The sequence below is a fragment of the Streptomyces sp. NPDC051207 genome (assembly GCF_040682395.1).
Lineage (GTDB): Bacteria > Actinomycetota > Actinomycetes > Streptomycetales > Streptomycetaceae > Streptomyces.
In genome coordinates this window covers 144,926-158,095 of record NZ_JBFBAX010000012.1, presented here as the reverse complement: position 1 = coordinate 158,095, position 13,170 = coordinate 144,926, and the positions used below count along the sequence as shown (strand labels likewise).

Sequence of the window (13,170 nt, the reverse complement as noted above, 5' to 3'; positions counted from 1 at the left end):
CCGGCTACTTGATCATGTAGATCGTGGCGAAGAGGCCGATCCAGACGACATCGACGAAGTGCCAGTAGTAGGACACGACGATGGCGGCGGTCGCCTGCTCGTGGGTGAATCTGCTGGCCGCGTAGGTACGGCCCAGGACCAGCAGGAAGGCGATGAGGCCGCCCGTCACGTGCAGACCGTGGAAGCCGGTCGTCAGGTAGAACACGGAGCCGTAGGGATCGGAGGAGAGCGAGAGACCCGCCTCCTTGACCAGCTCGGTGTACTCGAAGACCTGGCCTCCGATGAAGATCGCACCCATCACGAAGGTGACGATGAACCACATCCGGAGCTTCTTCACGTCACCGCGCTCGGCTGCGAACACGCCGAGCTGGCAGGTCAGGGAGGAGAGCACCAGGATCGTGGTGTTGGTCGCCGAGAACGGGAAGTTGAGATGGTCCGCCATCTCCTTCCAGTGGTCGGGCCCTGTCACCGATCGCAGGGTGAAGTACATCGCGAAGAGGGCCGCGAAGAACATCAGCTCGGAACTCAACCAGATGATGGTTCCGACGCTGACGAGGTTCGGCCGGTTGACCGACGGGTGCGCGTGCCCGGTTTCTACTGTCGTTGCTGTCGCCACGACCGACATTATGTCGGTCGCTTATCCCGCCCTCACTCCGGGGGGTCCCGTTCGGAGTGTCTGGGACGGCCGTACCGCTGTTGACGTGGTGTTCGCAGGGGTAGCATCCGCCTCACGGGCCTGTCCTTACGACGCTGACGTCACGGAGGAACAATGCAGCCGACCGCCACGGTGCTGGTCTACAGCGACGACGCCAACACCCGGGAGCAAGTGCGGCTGGCCACCGGCCGACGGCCCGCTCCCGATGCCCCGCTGGTCGAGTTCCTGGAATGCGCGACACCCGCGGCCGTCCTCAAGGAGCTGGACAAGGGCGGCATCGACGCCTGCGTACTGGACGGCGAGGCGGTGCCCATGGGGGGCATGGGGATGTGCCGGCAGATCAAGGACGAGGTCTTCGACTGCCCGCCGGTGCTGCTGCTGATCGGACGGCCGCAGGACGCCTGGCTGGCGACGTGGAGCCGGGCCGACGCCGCGGTGGCCCTGCCGGTGGAGCCCGTGGAGTTCGCGAACGCCCTGGCCGCCCTGCTGCGCCGCAAGGCGTCCCTGACCGCCTAGCGGCGCGGCGGCTCTGTCGCCGCGGGGGCGACGGCGGCTCACGTCGCCGTGGGGGCGAGGCGTGCGGTCTGCTGGGCGCCCGCCGCCTGGGACGGGCCCGCGGTCAGGGCGCTGCCCTCGCGCCACTTCCGCCAGGGGACGTTCCAGTCGCCGAAGCCGTTGCCGAACGCCTCCATCGTGTCGCCGTCCGAGTTGACGACCTTGACGATGTCGCCCTCGCGGACGTTGTCGAAGAACCACTTGGCGTTGCCGGTGCTCATGCCGGTGCAGCCGTGGCTGACGTTGGCCGAGCCCTGGGACCCCACGGACCAGGGCGCGGCGTGCACGTATTCGCCGCTCCAGGTCACCCGGGTGGCGTAGTAGACCGGCAGGTCGTAGTCCTCGTTGCTGCCGGCGGCGATGCCGATGCTGGTGCCGCGCATGCGGACGAAGTACTCCTTGCCGAGGACGACCTTGACGCCGTTGCGGGTCTCGAAGCCGGGCTTGCCGGTGGTGACCGGGACCGACTTGACCTCCTTGCCGTTCTTGTACAGCGTCAGGGTGTGGGCGGCGGCGTCCGTGACGGCGACGACCCGGTCCCCGATGCCGAGCCTCAGGGGCTTGGACCGGCCGCCCCACAGCCGGTCGCCGACCTTGATGCCCTCCAGGTTGCTGCGCACCTGGACGGTGGCGCGGGCCGGCCAGTAGTCCTTGGGCCGGTAGTGGAGTTCCTTGTCGTCGACCCAGTGCCAGGCGCCCTCCACCGCGGGCGTCGAGCGCACCTTGAGGGCGCGCTCCACGACGGCCCGCTGGGTCCGGTCCTTGACCGGCAGGGACAGTTCCGCGGTGATGGGCTGCCCGACGCCGTAGGTGCCCTGCTTGGGGCCGAAGGTGACGTTCAGGTGCTTCTTGGTGGTGGGCCGGCCGGTGCGGAAGGTGAAGACCTTCCGGCCGGGCGCGCCGTCCCCGTTCTCCGTGCTCACCCGGACCGTGTAGCGGGCTCCTGCGGCCAGCGGGGAGGTGCTGTGCCACCGGGTGCCGTCGGCGGCGAGTTCGCCCGCCACGTAGCGCCCTGCCGCGTCCACGGCGGTGACGTCGGTGATGCGCCCGTCGGCGTCCTCGGCGACGACCTCCAGCGGCTTGTCCGGGTCGGTCGGCTTTCCCTCGCCGCCGCTGAAGGAGACCTGGTCCGCCGCGTCGTACGGCTCGGCCGCCAGCGGGTCGTCGTCGCCGCCGCAGCCGGTCAGGCCCGCGCCGAGGGCGATCACGAGCAGCGTGCAGCCGACGGCGGTCCGGCTGCGCGGGAGGTCGGTGTGGCTCATGGCCTCAACGTAGGGAGCATCGGCGGCGGCGGCGCGTCGGGTCACCCGGACGAGTGAGCCCGGTGGGACAGACGAGGGAGCCCGGACACTCCGTGCGGAGTGTCCGGGCTCCCTGGCGTCGCTCGCGTGCTACTGGGTGCGGTTCTCACCGCGGTAGTACTCGAAGACCCAGCCCCAGATACCCATCAGGATCAGCGGCGCCGAGAAGTACATCAGCCACCAGCCGATCGCGACGGACAGGAAGGCGAAGGCGCCTCCGACGGCCAGGAACAGCGGCTGCCAGCTGTGCGGGCTGAAGAACCCGATCTCGCCGGCGTCGTCCGCGACGTCCGCGTCCTTGTTGTCCTGCGCGCCGACGTCCACCCGCTTGGCCGTGAAGCCCAGGTAGAAGCCGATCATGATGCACAGGCCGAAGGTCAGGAAGAGGGCCGTGGTACCGGCCGGCTCCTTCGACCACACGCCATAGACGATCGCCATGGCGAGGACGAAGACGCTCAGCCACATGAACATCTTGCCCTGGATCTTCACTTGCCGGCCTCCTTGCCCCCAGCGAGGGCCTTCTCCCCGTGACCGACGTTCTCGAGCTCGTCGAGCGCGGCGATCTCCGGGTGGTGCAGGTCGAACGCCGGGGATTCACTGCGGATCCGCGGCAGGATGAGGAAGTTGTGCCGCGGCGGCGGGCAGGACGTCGCCCACTCGAGCGAACGGCCGTAGCCCCACGGGTCGTCCACCTCGATCTTCTTGCCGTACTTCGCGGTCTTCCAGATGTTGTAGAAGAACGGCAGGATCGACATGCCGAGCACGAACGAGCTGATCGTCGAGATCGTGTTCAGGGCGGTGAAGCCGTCGGCCGCCAGGTAGTCGGCGTACCGGCGCGGCATGCCCTCGGCGCCCAGCCAGTGCTGGACCAGGAACGTGCCGTGGAAGCCGAAGAACAGCGTCCAGAAGGTGATCTTGCCGAGGCGCTCGTCGAGCATCTTGCCGGTGAACTTCGGCCACCAGAAGTGGAAGCCGGAGAACATCGCGAAGACCACGGTGCCGAACACGACGTAGTGGAAGTGCGCCACCACGAAGTACGAGTCGGAGATGTGGAAGTCCATCGGCGGCGAGGCCAGGATGACGCCGGTCAGACCGCCGAAGGTGAAGGTGATGAGGAAGCCCATCGCCCAGAGCATCGGCGTCTCGAAGGACAGCGAGCCCTTCCACATCGTGCCGATCCAGTTGAAGATCTTCACGCCGGTCGGGACGGCGATCAGGAACGTCATGAAGGAGAAGAACGGCAGCAGCACGCCACCGGTGACGTACATGTGGTGCGCCCACACCGTCACCGAGAGACCGGCGATGGCGATGGTCGCCGCGATCAGGTTCATGTAACCGAAGATCGGGCGGCGGCTGAAGACCGGGATGACCTCACTGATGATGCCGAAGAACGGCAGCGCGATGATGTACACCTCGGGGTGGCCGAAGAACCAGAACAGGTGCTGCCACAGCAGCGCCCCGCCGTTGGCCGGGTCGAAGATGTGCGCGCCGAACTTGCGGTCCGCCTCCAGCGCGAACAGCGCGGCGGCGAGGACCGGGAAGGCCAGCAGGACCAGCACACCGGTCAGCAGCACGTTCCAGGTGAACACCGGCATGCGGAACATGGTCATGCCGGGGGCACGCATGCAGATGATCGTGGTGATGAAGTTGACCGAGCCGAGGATGGTGCCGAAGCCGGAGAAGGCCAGACCCATGATCCACAGGTCGGCGCCGACGCCCGGCGAGCGGACCGCGTCCGACAGCGGGGAGTAGGCGAACCAGCCGAAGTCGGCCGCGCCCTGCGGGGTGAGGAAACCGGCGACCGCGATCAGCGAGCCGAACAGGTAGAGCCAGTAGGCGAACATGTTCAGCCGCGGGAAGGCCACGTCCGGCGCGCCGATCTGCAGCGGCATGATCCAGTTCGCGAAGCCGGCGAACAGCGGCGTCGCGAACATCAGCAGCATGATCGTGCCGTGCATCGTGAACGCCTGGTTGAACTGCTCGTTCGACATGATCTGCAGGCCCGGCCGGGCCAGCTCGGCACGCATGAGCAGCGCCATGACGCCGCCGATGCAGAAGAACGCGAACGACGTGACCAGGTACAGCGTGCCGATCGTCTTGTGGTCGGTGGTCGTCAGCCACTTCACCACGACGTTGCCGGGCTGCTTGCGCCGTACGGGCAGCTCGTCCTCGTAATACGAGTCTTCAGTCGGCGCCTGGGCGCCCTGAGGTTCGTTGACGATGCTCACAGGATGTTCGCCTTCCGGTTCTTCTCGTGACCCGCCTGCTCAATGCCTGCGGGAACGTAACCGGTCTGCCCCTTCTTCGCGAGGTCCTTGAGGTGCTGCTCGTACCGCTCCTGGGAGACGACCTTCACGTTGAACAGCATCCGGGAGTGGTCGACGCCGCACAGCTCGGCGCACTTGCCCTTGAAGGTGCCCTCCTGGTTGGGGGTCACCTCGAAGGCGTTGGTGTAGCCCGGGATGACGTCCTGCTTCATCAGGAACGGCACCACCCAGAAGGAGTGGATGACGTCGCGCGAGGTGAGGACGAAGCGGACCCGCTTGCCCTCGGGCAGCCACAGCGTCGGGCCCGGGGCGTTGGTCTGCGGGTTCCGGGTGCCGGGGACACCGCAGTCGTAGACACCGCCGGCGTTCGCCGGGAACTGGTCCTTGTACCGGTCGGGGATCCCGTCCAGTTCCTTGGCGGACTTCGCGTCGCCCGAGGAGCCGTCGACGCTCTCCACGTAGTTGAAGCACCAGCTCCACTGGAAGCCGACCACGTTGACCGTGACGTCGGGCTTCTTCTCGAGCTTCAGGAGCTCTGACTCGTCACGGGCCGTGAAGTAGAACAGCACCGAGACGATGATGAGCGGGACCACGGTGTACAGCGCCTCGATGGGCATGTTGTACCGGGTCTGCGGGGGAACTTCGACCTTGGTGCGGCTGCGCCGGTGGAAGAGTGCACTCCACAGGATCAGGCCCCACACCAGCACGCCGACGGCGAGCGCGGCAGCCCACGAGCCCTGCCACAGGGAGAGGATCCGCGGAGCCTCTTCCGTGGTCGGGGTGGGCATGCCGAGGCGGGGGAAGTCCTCGTATGTGCAACCGGTGGCGGTTGCCAGGACCAGGCCCGCGGTCAGTGCCTGCAGCAGCTTCCGCCGCATCGGGCGCCGCGGCGAGGGGGTACCGCCCACGCCCTTCAGGCGGTGGGGGAGGTCGGAGCCGTTGGGACTCACGTAGCGCCTTCCCAGAGTCTCGCCCGCGCGGATTGGCTGCGGCCTTCTCGTTGGTTGGTCGCCGCCCTGCGTCGGGCAGGGGTTTGGATGTTTATGCGGACCAAACCCTAGCCGACGCTCTCCGGGGGTTCGCGGGGAGGGGGGCATACGCGCCGGGGCGCCCTTCGAAGGGGGTTGGGGCGCCCCACGGGTCGGGGGCGCGGGCTGTTCGGCGGGTGTGGGACTGCGCCTGGCCGCTCGCCCGGTTCCCCGCGCCCCTGCGGGGCATGTGCAGGTCCCGGCGGTTTAGCTTTGGACTGTGGGCTACTTCGACGCTGCTTCCGGTGTTCCCCTCCATCCCGTCGCCCGGCAGGCCCTGGTGGCCTCGCTCGACGAGGGGTGGGCCGATCCGGGGCGGCTGTACCGGGAGGGGCGGCGGGCGCGGATGCTGCTGGACGCCGCCCGGGAGGCCGCCGCCGAGGTGGTGGGGTGCCGGCCGGACGAGCTGGTGTTCACCTCGTCGGGGACGCGGGCCGTGCACACGGGCGTGGCGGGGGCGCTGGCCGGGCGGCGGCGGGCCGGGCGTCACCTGATCGTGTCAGCCGTCGAACACTCCTCGGTGCTGCACGCGGCGGAGGCGCACGAGGCGGACGGCGGGACGGTCACCCGGGTGGCGGTGGACCGTACGGGCGCGGTGGCCGCGGACGCCTACGCGGCGGCGCTGCGGCCGGACACCGCGCTGGCCTGTCTGCAGTCCGCGAACCACGAGGTGGGCACGGAGCAGCCGGTGGCACGGGTGGCCGAGGCGTGCCGGGCGGCCGGGGTGCCGCTGCTGGTGGACGCCGCCCAGTCGCTGGGGTGGGGGCCGGTGCCGGGCGGGTGGTCGCTGCTGACGGCGAGCGCGCACAAGTGGGGCGGGCCGCCGGGGGTCGGGCTGCTCGTCGTCCGCAAGGGGGTGCGGTTCGCCGTGCGGGGGCCGTCGGACGAGCGGGAGTCGGGGCGGGCGGCCGGTTTCGGGAGTCTGCCGGCGATCGTGGCCGCGGCTGCGTCGCTGCGGGCGGTGCGCGCCGAGGCGGACGCGGAGGCCGCGCGGCTGCGGCGGCTGACGGACCGGATCAGGGCGCGGGTGCCGCAGCTGGTGCCGGACGTGGAGGTGGTCGGGGACCCGGTGCGCCGGCTGCCCGGCATCGTCACGTTCTCGTGTCTCTATGTCGACGGGGAGACCCTGCTGCACGAGCTGGACCGGGAGGGCTTCTCCGTGTCGTCCGGTTCGTCCTGTACGAGCAGCACGCTGACGCCCAGCCATGTGCTGCGGGCGATGGGGGTGCTGAGCGAGGGCAACGTCCGGGTGTCGCTGCCGGCCGGGACGCGGGAGGAGGACGTCGACCGGTTCCTGGCGGTGCTGCCCGGGGCGGTGGCCGGGGTGCGGGAGAAGCTGGGCGCGCCGGTCGCCGCGGAGGACGCGAGGCCGGAGTCGGACGCGGTGGTCGTGGACGCGGTGGGGCGGCGCTGCCCGATCCCGGTGATCGAGCTGGCCAAGGTCATCGGGGACGTGCCGGTGGGCGGCACGGTCCGGGTCCTCGCGGACGACGAGGCGGCGCGCCTGGACATCCCGGCGTGGTGCGAGATGCGGGGACAGGAGTACGTCGGCGAGGAGCCGGCGGACCGGGGTTCGGCGTACGTGGTCCGCCGGCTGGGGTAGGCGCGGGGCGGTCAGGCCAGGTGGGCCTCGACCTCGGCGGCGGCCTCGTCGCCGTAGGCCTTGGCGAAGCGTTCCATGAAGTGGCCGCGGCGCAGCTGGTACTCCTGGGTGCCGACCGTCTCGATGACGAGCGTGGCGAGCATGCAGCCGACCTGCGCCGCGCGCTCCAGGGAGACGCCCCAGACGAGGCCGGAGAGGAAACCGGCGCGGAAGGCGTCGCCGACGCCGGTCGGGTCGGCCTTGCGCTCCTCGTCCGGGCAGCCGACCTCGACCGGGTCCTGGCCGGCCTTCTCGATGCGCACGCCGCGCGCGCCGAGCGTGGTGACGCGGTGGCCGACGCGGGAGAGGATCTCGGCGTCGCTCCAGCCGGTCTTGGACTCGATGAGGCCCTTCTCGTACTCGTTGGAGAAGAGGTAGGTCGCGCCGTCCAGCAAGATGCGGATCTCTTCGCCGTCCATGCGGGCGATCTGCTGGGAGAAGTCCGCGACGAACGGGATGGACCGCGAGCGGCACTCCTCGGTGTGCCGGAGCATCGCCTCCGGGTCGTCGGCGCCGATGCACACCAGGTCGAGGCCGCCGACGCGCTCGGCGACGGTCTGCAGCTCGATGAGGCGGGCCTCGCTCATGGCGCCCGCGTAGAAGGAGCCGATCTGGTTGTGGTCGGCGTCGGTGGTGCACACGAAGCGGGCGGTGTGCAGCGTCTCGGAGATGCGGACGGACTCCGTGTCGACGCCGTGCCGGTCCAGCCAGGCCCGGTAGTCGTCGAAGTCGATGCCCGCGGCGCCGACCAGGATCGGCTTCGTGCCGAGCTGGCCCATGCCGAAGGCGATGTTCGCGCCGACGCCGCCCCGCCGGACGTCGAGGTTGTCGACCAGGAAGGACAGCGAGACCGTGTGCAGTTGGTCCGCGACGAGCTGGTCGGCGAAGCGGCCGGGGAAGGTCATGAGGTGGTCGGTGGCGATGGAGCCGGTGACTGCGATGCGCACGGCGTGGACTCTCCAGAAGGGAGGCGGATTGACAGTTCACGCTACCGGGTCGGCGTGGGTCACTGAAGCGGGCAAAACTACCCGATAGTAGATCTTTCTTCGCGTGGCACAAGCTGCATACGGTGCCGTCATGACGAACCCCCAGGCCCCTGCCCCCGCCCCGGACGAGACCGACGCCGATCTGGCGTCGCTGCGCGGCGACTGCGCCCGGATGGCTCCGCACTGGACGGTCCGGGACCGGGCGACGGCCCGCCCGGTGCCGCCGTCGCTCATCCACGGCGTGAGCGTTCCGGCGGCCTCGGCCCGGCTGCTGGACGCGATGTCGGACTACGGCGACTGAACCGGCGCCCTGAAGGGGAACCGCTCGCTGCCCCGCCGCGTCCCACCGCTGTCCCCAGTGACAGCTGTGCAGCCGAAGGAGCGATGCGGTGAACACGGAGCGACCCGACAACGACGACGCCGCGGCCGGTGACGGCACCGGCCGGGTCCGCGACGACGGCGACGGGGGCGCCACCCGGCGCGCGTCCCGGCGTACACCGGTCGTCGTCGCCTCGGTCGCCGCGGCCGTGCTGGCCGTCGGGGGCGGCGGGGCGTATCTCGCCGCGAGCACGTCCGGTGACACGGACGGCAAGGCGGCGCCGGGGGCGCGCGGTGGCGGCACTCCCCCGCCGCTGGCCCTGGACGGCTACACCGGCAGCGGCGGCCACGGCGTCGCGCCGGGCGAGCCGAACCCGTACGGGGCTGCCTACCGGGCCGCCGGGACGCTGCCGGAGGGTCCCGGATCGGCGCCGGTGTACCGGGCGGCGGGGCAGGTCACCCGGGGCGAGGTGGCCCGGCTCGCCGGGGCGCTGGGCGTCGACGGGACGCCGGTCGAGCAGGGGCAGACGTGGCGGATCGGCCCGAAGGACGGCGCGGGGCCGAGCCTCCAGGTGAACCGGCAGGCGCCGGGCACCTGGACCTTCTACCGGTACGCGCCGGGCACCGACAACTGCACGGGCAGGCTGACGTGCGCGAGCGGACCGGCGGCGGGCGGCCCGGCGGCCGGCCCGGTCGGCGAGGAGGCCGCGAAGAAGGCCGCCGCGCCGGTGCTGAAGGCGGTCGGCCAGGACGACGCGCGGCTCTCCGCACGCCAGGTCCACGGCGCCAACCGGGTGGTGAACGCCGAGCCGCTGGTCGGCGGGCTGCCGACCTACGGCTGGAGCACGGGCATCACCGTCGGCGCGAGCGGCGAGGTGGTCGGCGCCAGCGGTCAGCTGAAGGCGCCGGTCAAGGGCGACACGTATCCCGTCCTGGACGCGGAGCGGACGCTGGAGCTGCTGAACGCGGCGCCGGGCGGCGGGCCGGTGGGGATCGGCGGCTGCGCCGGTCCCGTGCCGCACCGGGACGGGTCGCGGGAGCCGTGCGAACCGGGCACCGACCTGACGGGCCCGGAGCCGAAGAGGCAGACGATCACGGTGGAGAAGGCGGTGTTCGGGCTGGCCGCGCAGTTCGTGTCGGGGCGGCAGGCGCTGGTGCCGTCCTGGCTGTTCGAGGTGCGCGCGCCGGGCGCGAAGGACACCTTCACCGTGACGCACCCGGCGATCGACCCCGCGTACCTCGCCTCCCCGGCGCCGCCCGCGGGGCCGACCGAGCGGCCGAGCCCCCGGCCGACCGGGCCGGACGAAGAGCGGACCGCGAAGCCGCGTGACGTCGCCGTCGAGGGCTATACCGCCGAGGGCAGGGAGCTGACCGTGAGCTTCACGGGCGGGGTCTGCTCCGACTACCGGGCGACGGCGCGCGAGAGCGGCGGCAAGGTGACGGTGAGGGTGACCGAGACGCCGTGGCCGGACAAGGTGTGCGTGATGATCGCCAAGGTGCACCACCGGACGGTGCAGCTGGACGCGCCGCTCGGCAACCGCGCGGTGGTCACGGCGGACGGCAGGTCCGTCCCGCTGGAGAAGCCGGGGGCGCGGCTGCCGCAGTAGGGCGCCGGTACCGCAGAAAGGCGGCGCTCCCTCCGGGGAGGGGGCGCCGCCTTCGTGCGTGCGGGGCGGGGCTCAGCTGAAGGAGTCGCCGCAGGCGCAGGAACCCGTCGCGTTCGGGTTGTCGATCGTGAAGCCCTGCTTCTCGATGGTGTCCACGAAGTCGATGGTGGCGCCGCCCAGGTACGGGGCGCTCATCCGGTCGGTGACGACCTTGACCCCGTCGAAGTCCTTCTCCACGTCGCCGTCGAGGGAGCGCTCGTCGAAGAACAGCTGGTAGCGCAGGCCGGAGCAGCCGCCGGGCTGGACGGCGACGCGCAGCGCCAGGTCGTCGCGGCCTTCCTGGTCGAGCAGCGCCTTGACCTTGGACGCGGCGGCGTCGGTCAGGATGATGCCGTCGGTGACGGTGGTGGTCTCGTCCGATACGGACATCTACATCTCTCCCGGGTTGTACGGAGACTGCTTGCCGACGGTTGCAACCGGCGGGGCCGCGGATTCATTCCGGGCCGGGCTCGTGTCTTTCGGTCCGTCTTCATGCTCGCACACGCCGCGGGAAGCGGAAAACGCCTCTTTCGGGAATGAATCAGCGACCGCCGGGATTCACGTCACATGGACGCTATGGCCATCGTCAAACTGACGTGAAGCGGTTATGATAAATAGCGTCAATCCGACGAAAAGTCGTATCGGTGTCCCGCCGGGTCCGGCCTTCCGGACCCGGCGAGCCGCAGAACAGAAAGGGTGCGTGTCGTGACCACCGCCCAGACCCAGGAGCTCGACGTACAGCCGACGCCCCTCGCCCTGCTGCTCCTCGGCCGCGAGGCCGACCCGAGGAGCGAGCGCGGTGTGGAGTGTCCGGGCGACCTGCCCTCGCCGTCCGACCCGGACCTGGTGGAGCGCGCCCGCGCGGCCAAGGAGAGGCTCGGGGACAAGGTCTTCGTGCTCGGCCACCACTACCAGCGCGACGAGGTCATCCAGTTCGCCGACGTCACGGGCGACTCCTTCAAGCTGGCCCGGGACGCCGCCGCGCGTCCGCAGGCCGAGTACATCGTGTTCTGCGGTGTGCACTTCATGGCAGAGTCCGCGGACATCCTGACGTCCGACGACCAGAAGGTCGTGCTGCCCGACCTGGCGGCCGGCTGCTCGATGGCCGACATGGCGACGGCCGAGCAGGTCGCCGAGTGCTGGGACGTGCTGACCGACGCGGGCGTCGTGGAGCAGGTCGTGCCCGTGTCGTACATGAACTCGTCCGCGGACATCAAGGCGTTCACGGGCAAGCACGGCGGCACGATCTGCACGTCCTCCAACGCGCGGCGCGCCCTGGAGTGGGCCTTCCAGCGGGGCGAGAAGGTGCTGTTCCTGCCCGACCAGCACCTCGGCCGGAACACCGCGGTGCGCGACATGGGCATGTCCCTGGAGGACTGCGTCGTCTACAACCCGCACAAGCCGAACGGCGGGCTGACCGCGGACGAGCTGCGCGCCGCGAAGATGATCCTGTGGCGCGGCCACTGCTCGGTGCACGGCCGCTTCAGCCTGGACTCCGTGAACGACGTGCGCGAGCGCATCCCGGGCGTGAACGTCCTGGTCCACCCCGAGTGCCGGCACGAGGTGGTCGCCGCGGCGGACTACGTCGGCTCCACGGAGTACATCATCAAGACGCTGGAGGCGGCCCCGGCCGGCTCCAAGTGGGCCATCGGCACGGAACTGAACCTGGTGCGGCGGCTGGCGAATCGCTTCGCCTCCGAGGGCAAGGAGATCGTGTTCCTCGACAAGACGGTCTGCTTCTGCTCGACCATGAACCGCATCGACCTGCCGCACCTGGTGTGGGCGCTGGAATCCCTCGCCGACGGCAAGCTGGTCAACCGCATCGAGGTGGACACCGAGACGGAGGCGTTCGCCAAGCTGGCACTGGAGCGGATGCTGGCGCTGCCGTAACGATTCCCCGGCACCCGCCCGCCCGTCGCCGTCCGGGCGGGCCGGGTACGAAGGGCCCCGCCCCCGCGCGTCCTGCGACGCCGGGACGGGGCCCTTCGCATGGCTGTACGGCGGGCGCAGTGCGGCCGTGCCGGGTTCAGTCCGCCCTGGGACGGACCAGGCCCGACTCGTACGCCATCACCACGAGCTGGGCCCGGTCCCGGGCGCCGAGCTTGGCCATGGCCCGGTTGACGTGCGTCTTGACCGTGAGCGGGCTGACCTCCAGGCGCTCGGCGATCTCGTCGTTGGAGTGCCCGCCCGCGACCTGCACCAGCACCTCGCGCTCCCGCACGGTCAGCGCGTCCAGCCGCTCGGCCCGGGCCGGGTCGCGTTCCTCGTCGGCGTCCCGCTGGGCGAGGAAGCGGGCGATCAGGCCCTTGGTCGCGGCCGGCGACAGCAGCGCCTCACCGCTCGCCGCGACCCGGATAGCGTTCAGCAGCTCGTCCGGCTCGGAGCCCTTGCCGAGGAAGCCGGAGGCGCCCGCGCGCAGCGACTGCACCACGTAGTCGTCCACCTCGAAGGTGGTCAGTATGACCACGCGGACCTGGCCCAGACCGGGGTCGGCGCTGATCATGCGGGTGGCGGCGAGCCCGTCGGTGCCGGGCATCCGGATGTCCATCAGCACGACGTCGGCCCGCCGTTGCTTCGCCAGCCGCACGGCCTCGGCGCCGTCGGAGGCCTCACCGACCACCTCCATGTCGGGCTCGGAGTCGACCAGCACCCGGAACGCGCTGCGCAGCAGGGCCTGGTCGTCGGCGAGCAGGACACGAATGGTCATGCGGGGTCCCCCCGGTGCGGCGGTCACGTGGACGGTGTCGTGCGGACGCGTCGTGCGACCGGGTG

13 protein-coding genes are annotated in these 13,170 nt (G+C 70.7%); 5 read left to right on the top strand and 8 right to left on the bottom strand.

Annotated features, from left to right (window positions below; genetic code table 11):
- Positions 1–4 precede the first annotated feature (4 nt).
- Entirely contained in the window at positions 5–625 is a 621-nt protein-coding gene (locus AB0M97_RS15000) for a heme-copper oxidase subunit III (RefSeq protein WP_365961269.1), read from the bottom strand.
- Between the two features lie 144 nt (positions 626–769).
- On the opposite strand from AB0M97_RS15000, the gene AB0M97_RS14995 reads away from it, so the two are divergent.
- Positions 770–1,171, top strand: coding sequence for a hypothetical protein (locus tag AB0M97_RS14995; protein WP_365961268.1), 402 nt, complete (start codon positions 770–772; stop codon positions 1,169–1,171).
- Between the two features lie 38 nt (positions 1,172–1,209).
- Here AB0M97_RS14995 and AB0M97_RS14990 read toward each other — a convergent pair whose 3' ends face one another.
- The 4 genes from AB0M97_RS14990 to coxB all read right to left on the bottom strand — a co-directional run bounded on the left by AB0M97_RS14990 (position 1,210) and on the right by coxB (position 5,656).
- Positions 1,210–2,472, bottom strand: coding sequence for an Ig-like domain-containing protein (locus AB0M97_RS14990; RefSeq protein ID WP_365961267.1), 1,263 nt, complete (start codon positions 2,470–2,472; stop codon positions 1,210–1,212).
- 129 nt (positions 2,473–2,601) lie between these two features.
- Positions 2,602–3,000 carry a cytochrome c oxidase subunit 4 gene (locus AB0M97_RS14985; RefSeq protein WP_365961266.1) on the bottom strand — a complete coding sequence of 133 codons (399 nt, stop codon included), beginning with the start codon at positions 2,998–3,000 and terminating at the stop codon, positions 2,602–2,604.
- The gene (gene ctaD, locus AB0M97_RS14980) at positions 2,997–4,739 is read right to left on the bottom strand and encodes a cytochrome c oxidase subunit I (RefSeq protein ID WP_365961265.1); all 1,743 of its coding nucleotides are present in this window, start codon (positions 4,737–4,739) and stop codon (positions 2,997–2,999) included. The genes AB0M97_RS14985 and ctaD overlap by 4 nt, the downstream gene beginning before the upstream one ends.
- Positions 4,736–5,656, bottom strand: a complete 921-nt coding sequence (gene coxB / locus AB0M97_RS14975) for a cytochrome c oxidase subunit II (protein ID WP_365961306.1) — start codon at positions 5,654–5,656, stop codon at positions 4,736–4,738. Before coxB ends, ctaD begins: the two co-directional genes overlap by 4 nt.
- Before the next feature lie 370 nt (positions 5,657–6,026).
- Between coxB and AB0M97_RS14970 the strand changes: the two genes are divergently transcribed.
- Positions 6,027–7,409, top strand: coding sequence for an aminotransferase class V-fold PLP-dependent enzyme (locus tag AB0M97_RS14970; protein ID WP_365961264.1), 1,383 nt, complete (start codon positions 6,027–6,029; stop codon positions 7,407–7,409).
- Between the two features lie 11 nt (positions 7,410–7,420).
- Here the strand turns inward: AB0M97_RS14970 and AB0M97_RS14965 are convergent, their stop codons facing one another.
- Positions 7,421–8,395 carry a carbohydrate kinase family protein gene (locus tag AB0M97_RS14965; protein WP_365961263.1) on the bottom strand — a complete coding sequence of 325 codons (975 nt, stop codon included), beginning with the start codon at positions 8,393–8,395 and terminating at the stop codon, positions 7,421–7,423.
- Between the two features lie 130 nt (positions 8,396–8,525).
- Between AB0M97_RS14965 and AB0M97_RS14960 the strand changes: the two genes are divergently transcribed.
- The gene (locus AB0M97_RS14960; RefSeq protein WP_365961262.1) at positions 8,526–8,735 is read left to right on the top strand and encodes a hypothetical protein; all 210 of its coding nucleotides are present in this window, start codon (positions 8,526–8,528) and stop codon (positions 8,733–8,735) included.
- Between the two features lie 88 nt (positions 8,736–8,823).
- Positions 8,824–10,359: a hypothetical protein gene (locus AB0M97_RS14955; protein WP_365961261.1), complete on the top strand. Its 1,536-nt coding sequence runs from the start codon at positions 8,824–8,826 to the stop codon at positions 10,357–10,359.
- A gap of 72 nt (positions 10,360–10,431) precedes the next feature.
- Here the strand turns inward: AB0M97_RS14955 and erpA are convergent, their stop codons facing one another.
- Entirely contained in the window at positions 10,432–10,788 is a 357-nt protein-coding gene (gene erpA, locus AB0M97_RS14950) for an iron-sulfur cluster insertion protein ErpA (protein WP_100572291.1), read from the bottom strand.
- Positions 10,789–11,103: 315 nt separating this feature from the next.
- Here erpA and nadA point away from each other — a divergent pair, with 315 nt between their 5' ends.
- Positions 11,104–12,288: a quinolinate synthase NadA gene (gene nadA, locus AB0M97_RS14945; RefSeq protein ID WP_365961260.1), complete on the top strand. Its 1,185-nt coding sequence runs from the start codon at positions 11,104–11,106 to the stop codon at positions 12,286–12,288.
- A 136-nt stretch (positions 12,289–12,424) separates the two neighbouring features.
- Here the strand turns inward: nadA and AB0M97_RS14940 are convergent, their stop codons facing one another.
- Positions 12,425–13,105 carry a response regulator transcription factor gene (locus AB0M97_RS14940; protein ID WP_365961259.1) on the bottom strand — a complete coding sequence of 227 codons (681 nt, stop codon included), beginning with the start codon at positions 13,103–13,105 and terminating at the stop codon, positions 12,425–12,427.
- Positions 13,106–13,170 lie beyond the last annotated feature (65 nt).

What these genes read in the sequence shown, in the direction of transcription:
- AB0M97_RS15000 (WP_365961269.1), bottom strand. Translation starts at nt 625, where the DNA reads ATGTCGGTCGTGGCGACAGCAACGACAGTAGAAACCGGGCACGCGCAC.
- AB0M97_RS14995 (WP_365961268.1), top strand. Translation starts at nt 770, where the DNA reads ATGCAGCCGACCGCCACGGTGCTGGTCTACAGCGACGACGCCAACACC.
- AB0M97_RS14990 (WP_365961267.1), bottom strand. Translation starts at nt 2,472, where the DNA reads ATGAGCCACACCGACCTCCCGCGCAGCCGGACCGCCGTCGGCTGCACG.
- coxB (WP_365961306.1), bottom strand. Translation starts at nt 5,656, where the DNA reads ATGCGGCGGAAGCTGCTGCAGGCACTGACCGCGGGCCTGGTCCTGGCA.
- AB0M97_RS14960 (WP_365961262.1), top strand. Translation starts at nt 8,526, where the DNA reads ATGACGAACCCCCAGGCCCCTGCCCCCGCCCCGGACGAGACCGACGCC.
- erpA (WP_100572291.1), bottom strand. Translation starts at nt 10,788, where the DNA reads ATGTCCGTATCGGACGAGACCACCACCGTCACCGACGGCATCATCCTG.
- AB0M97_RS14940 (WP_365961259.1), bottom strand. Translation starts at nt 13,105, where the DNA reads ATGACCATTCGTGTCCTGCTCGCCGACGACCAGGCCCTGCTGCGCAGC.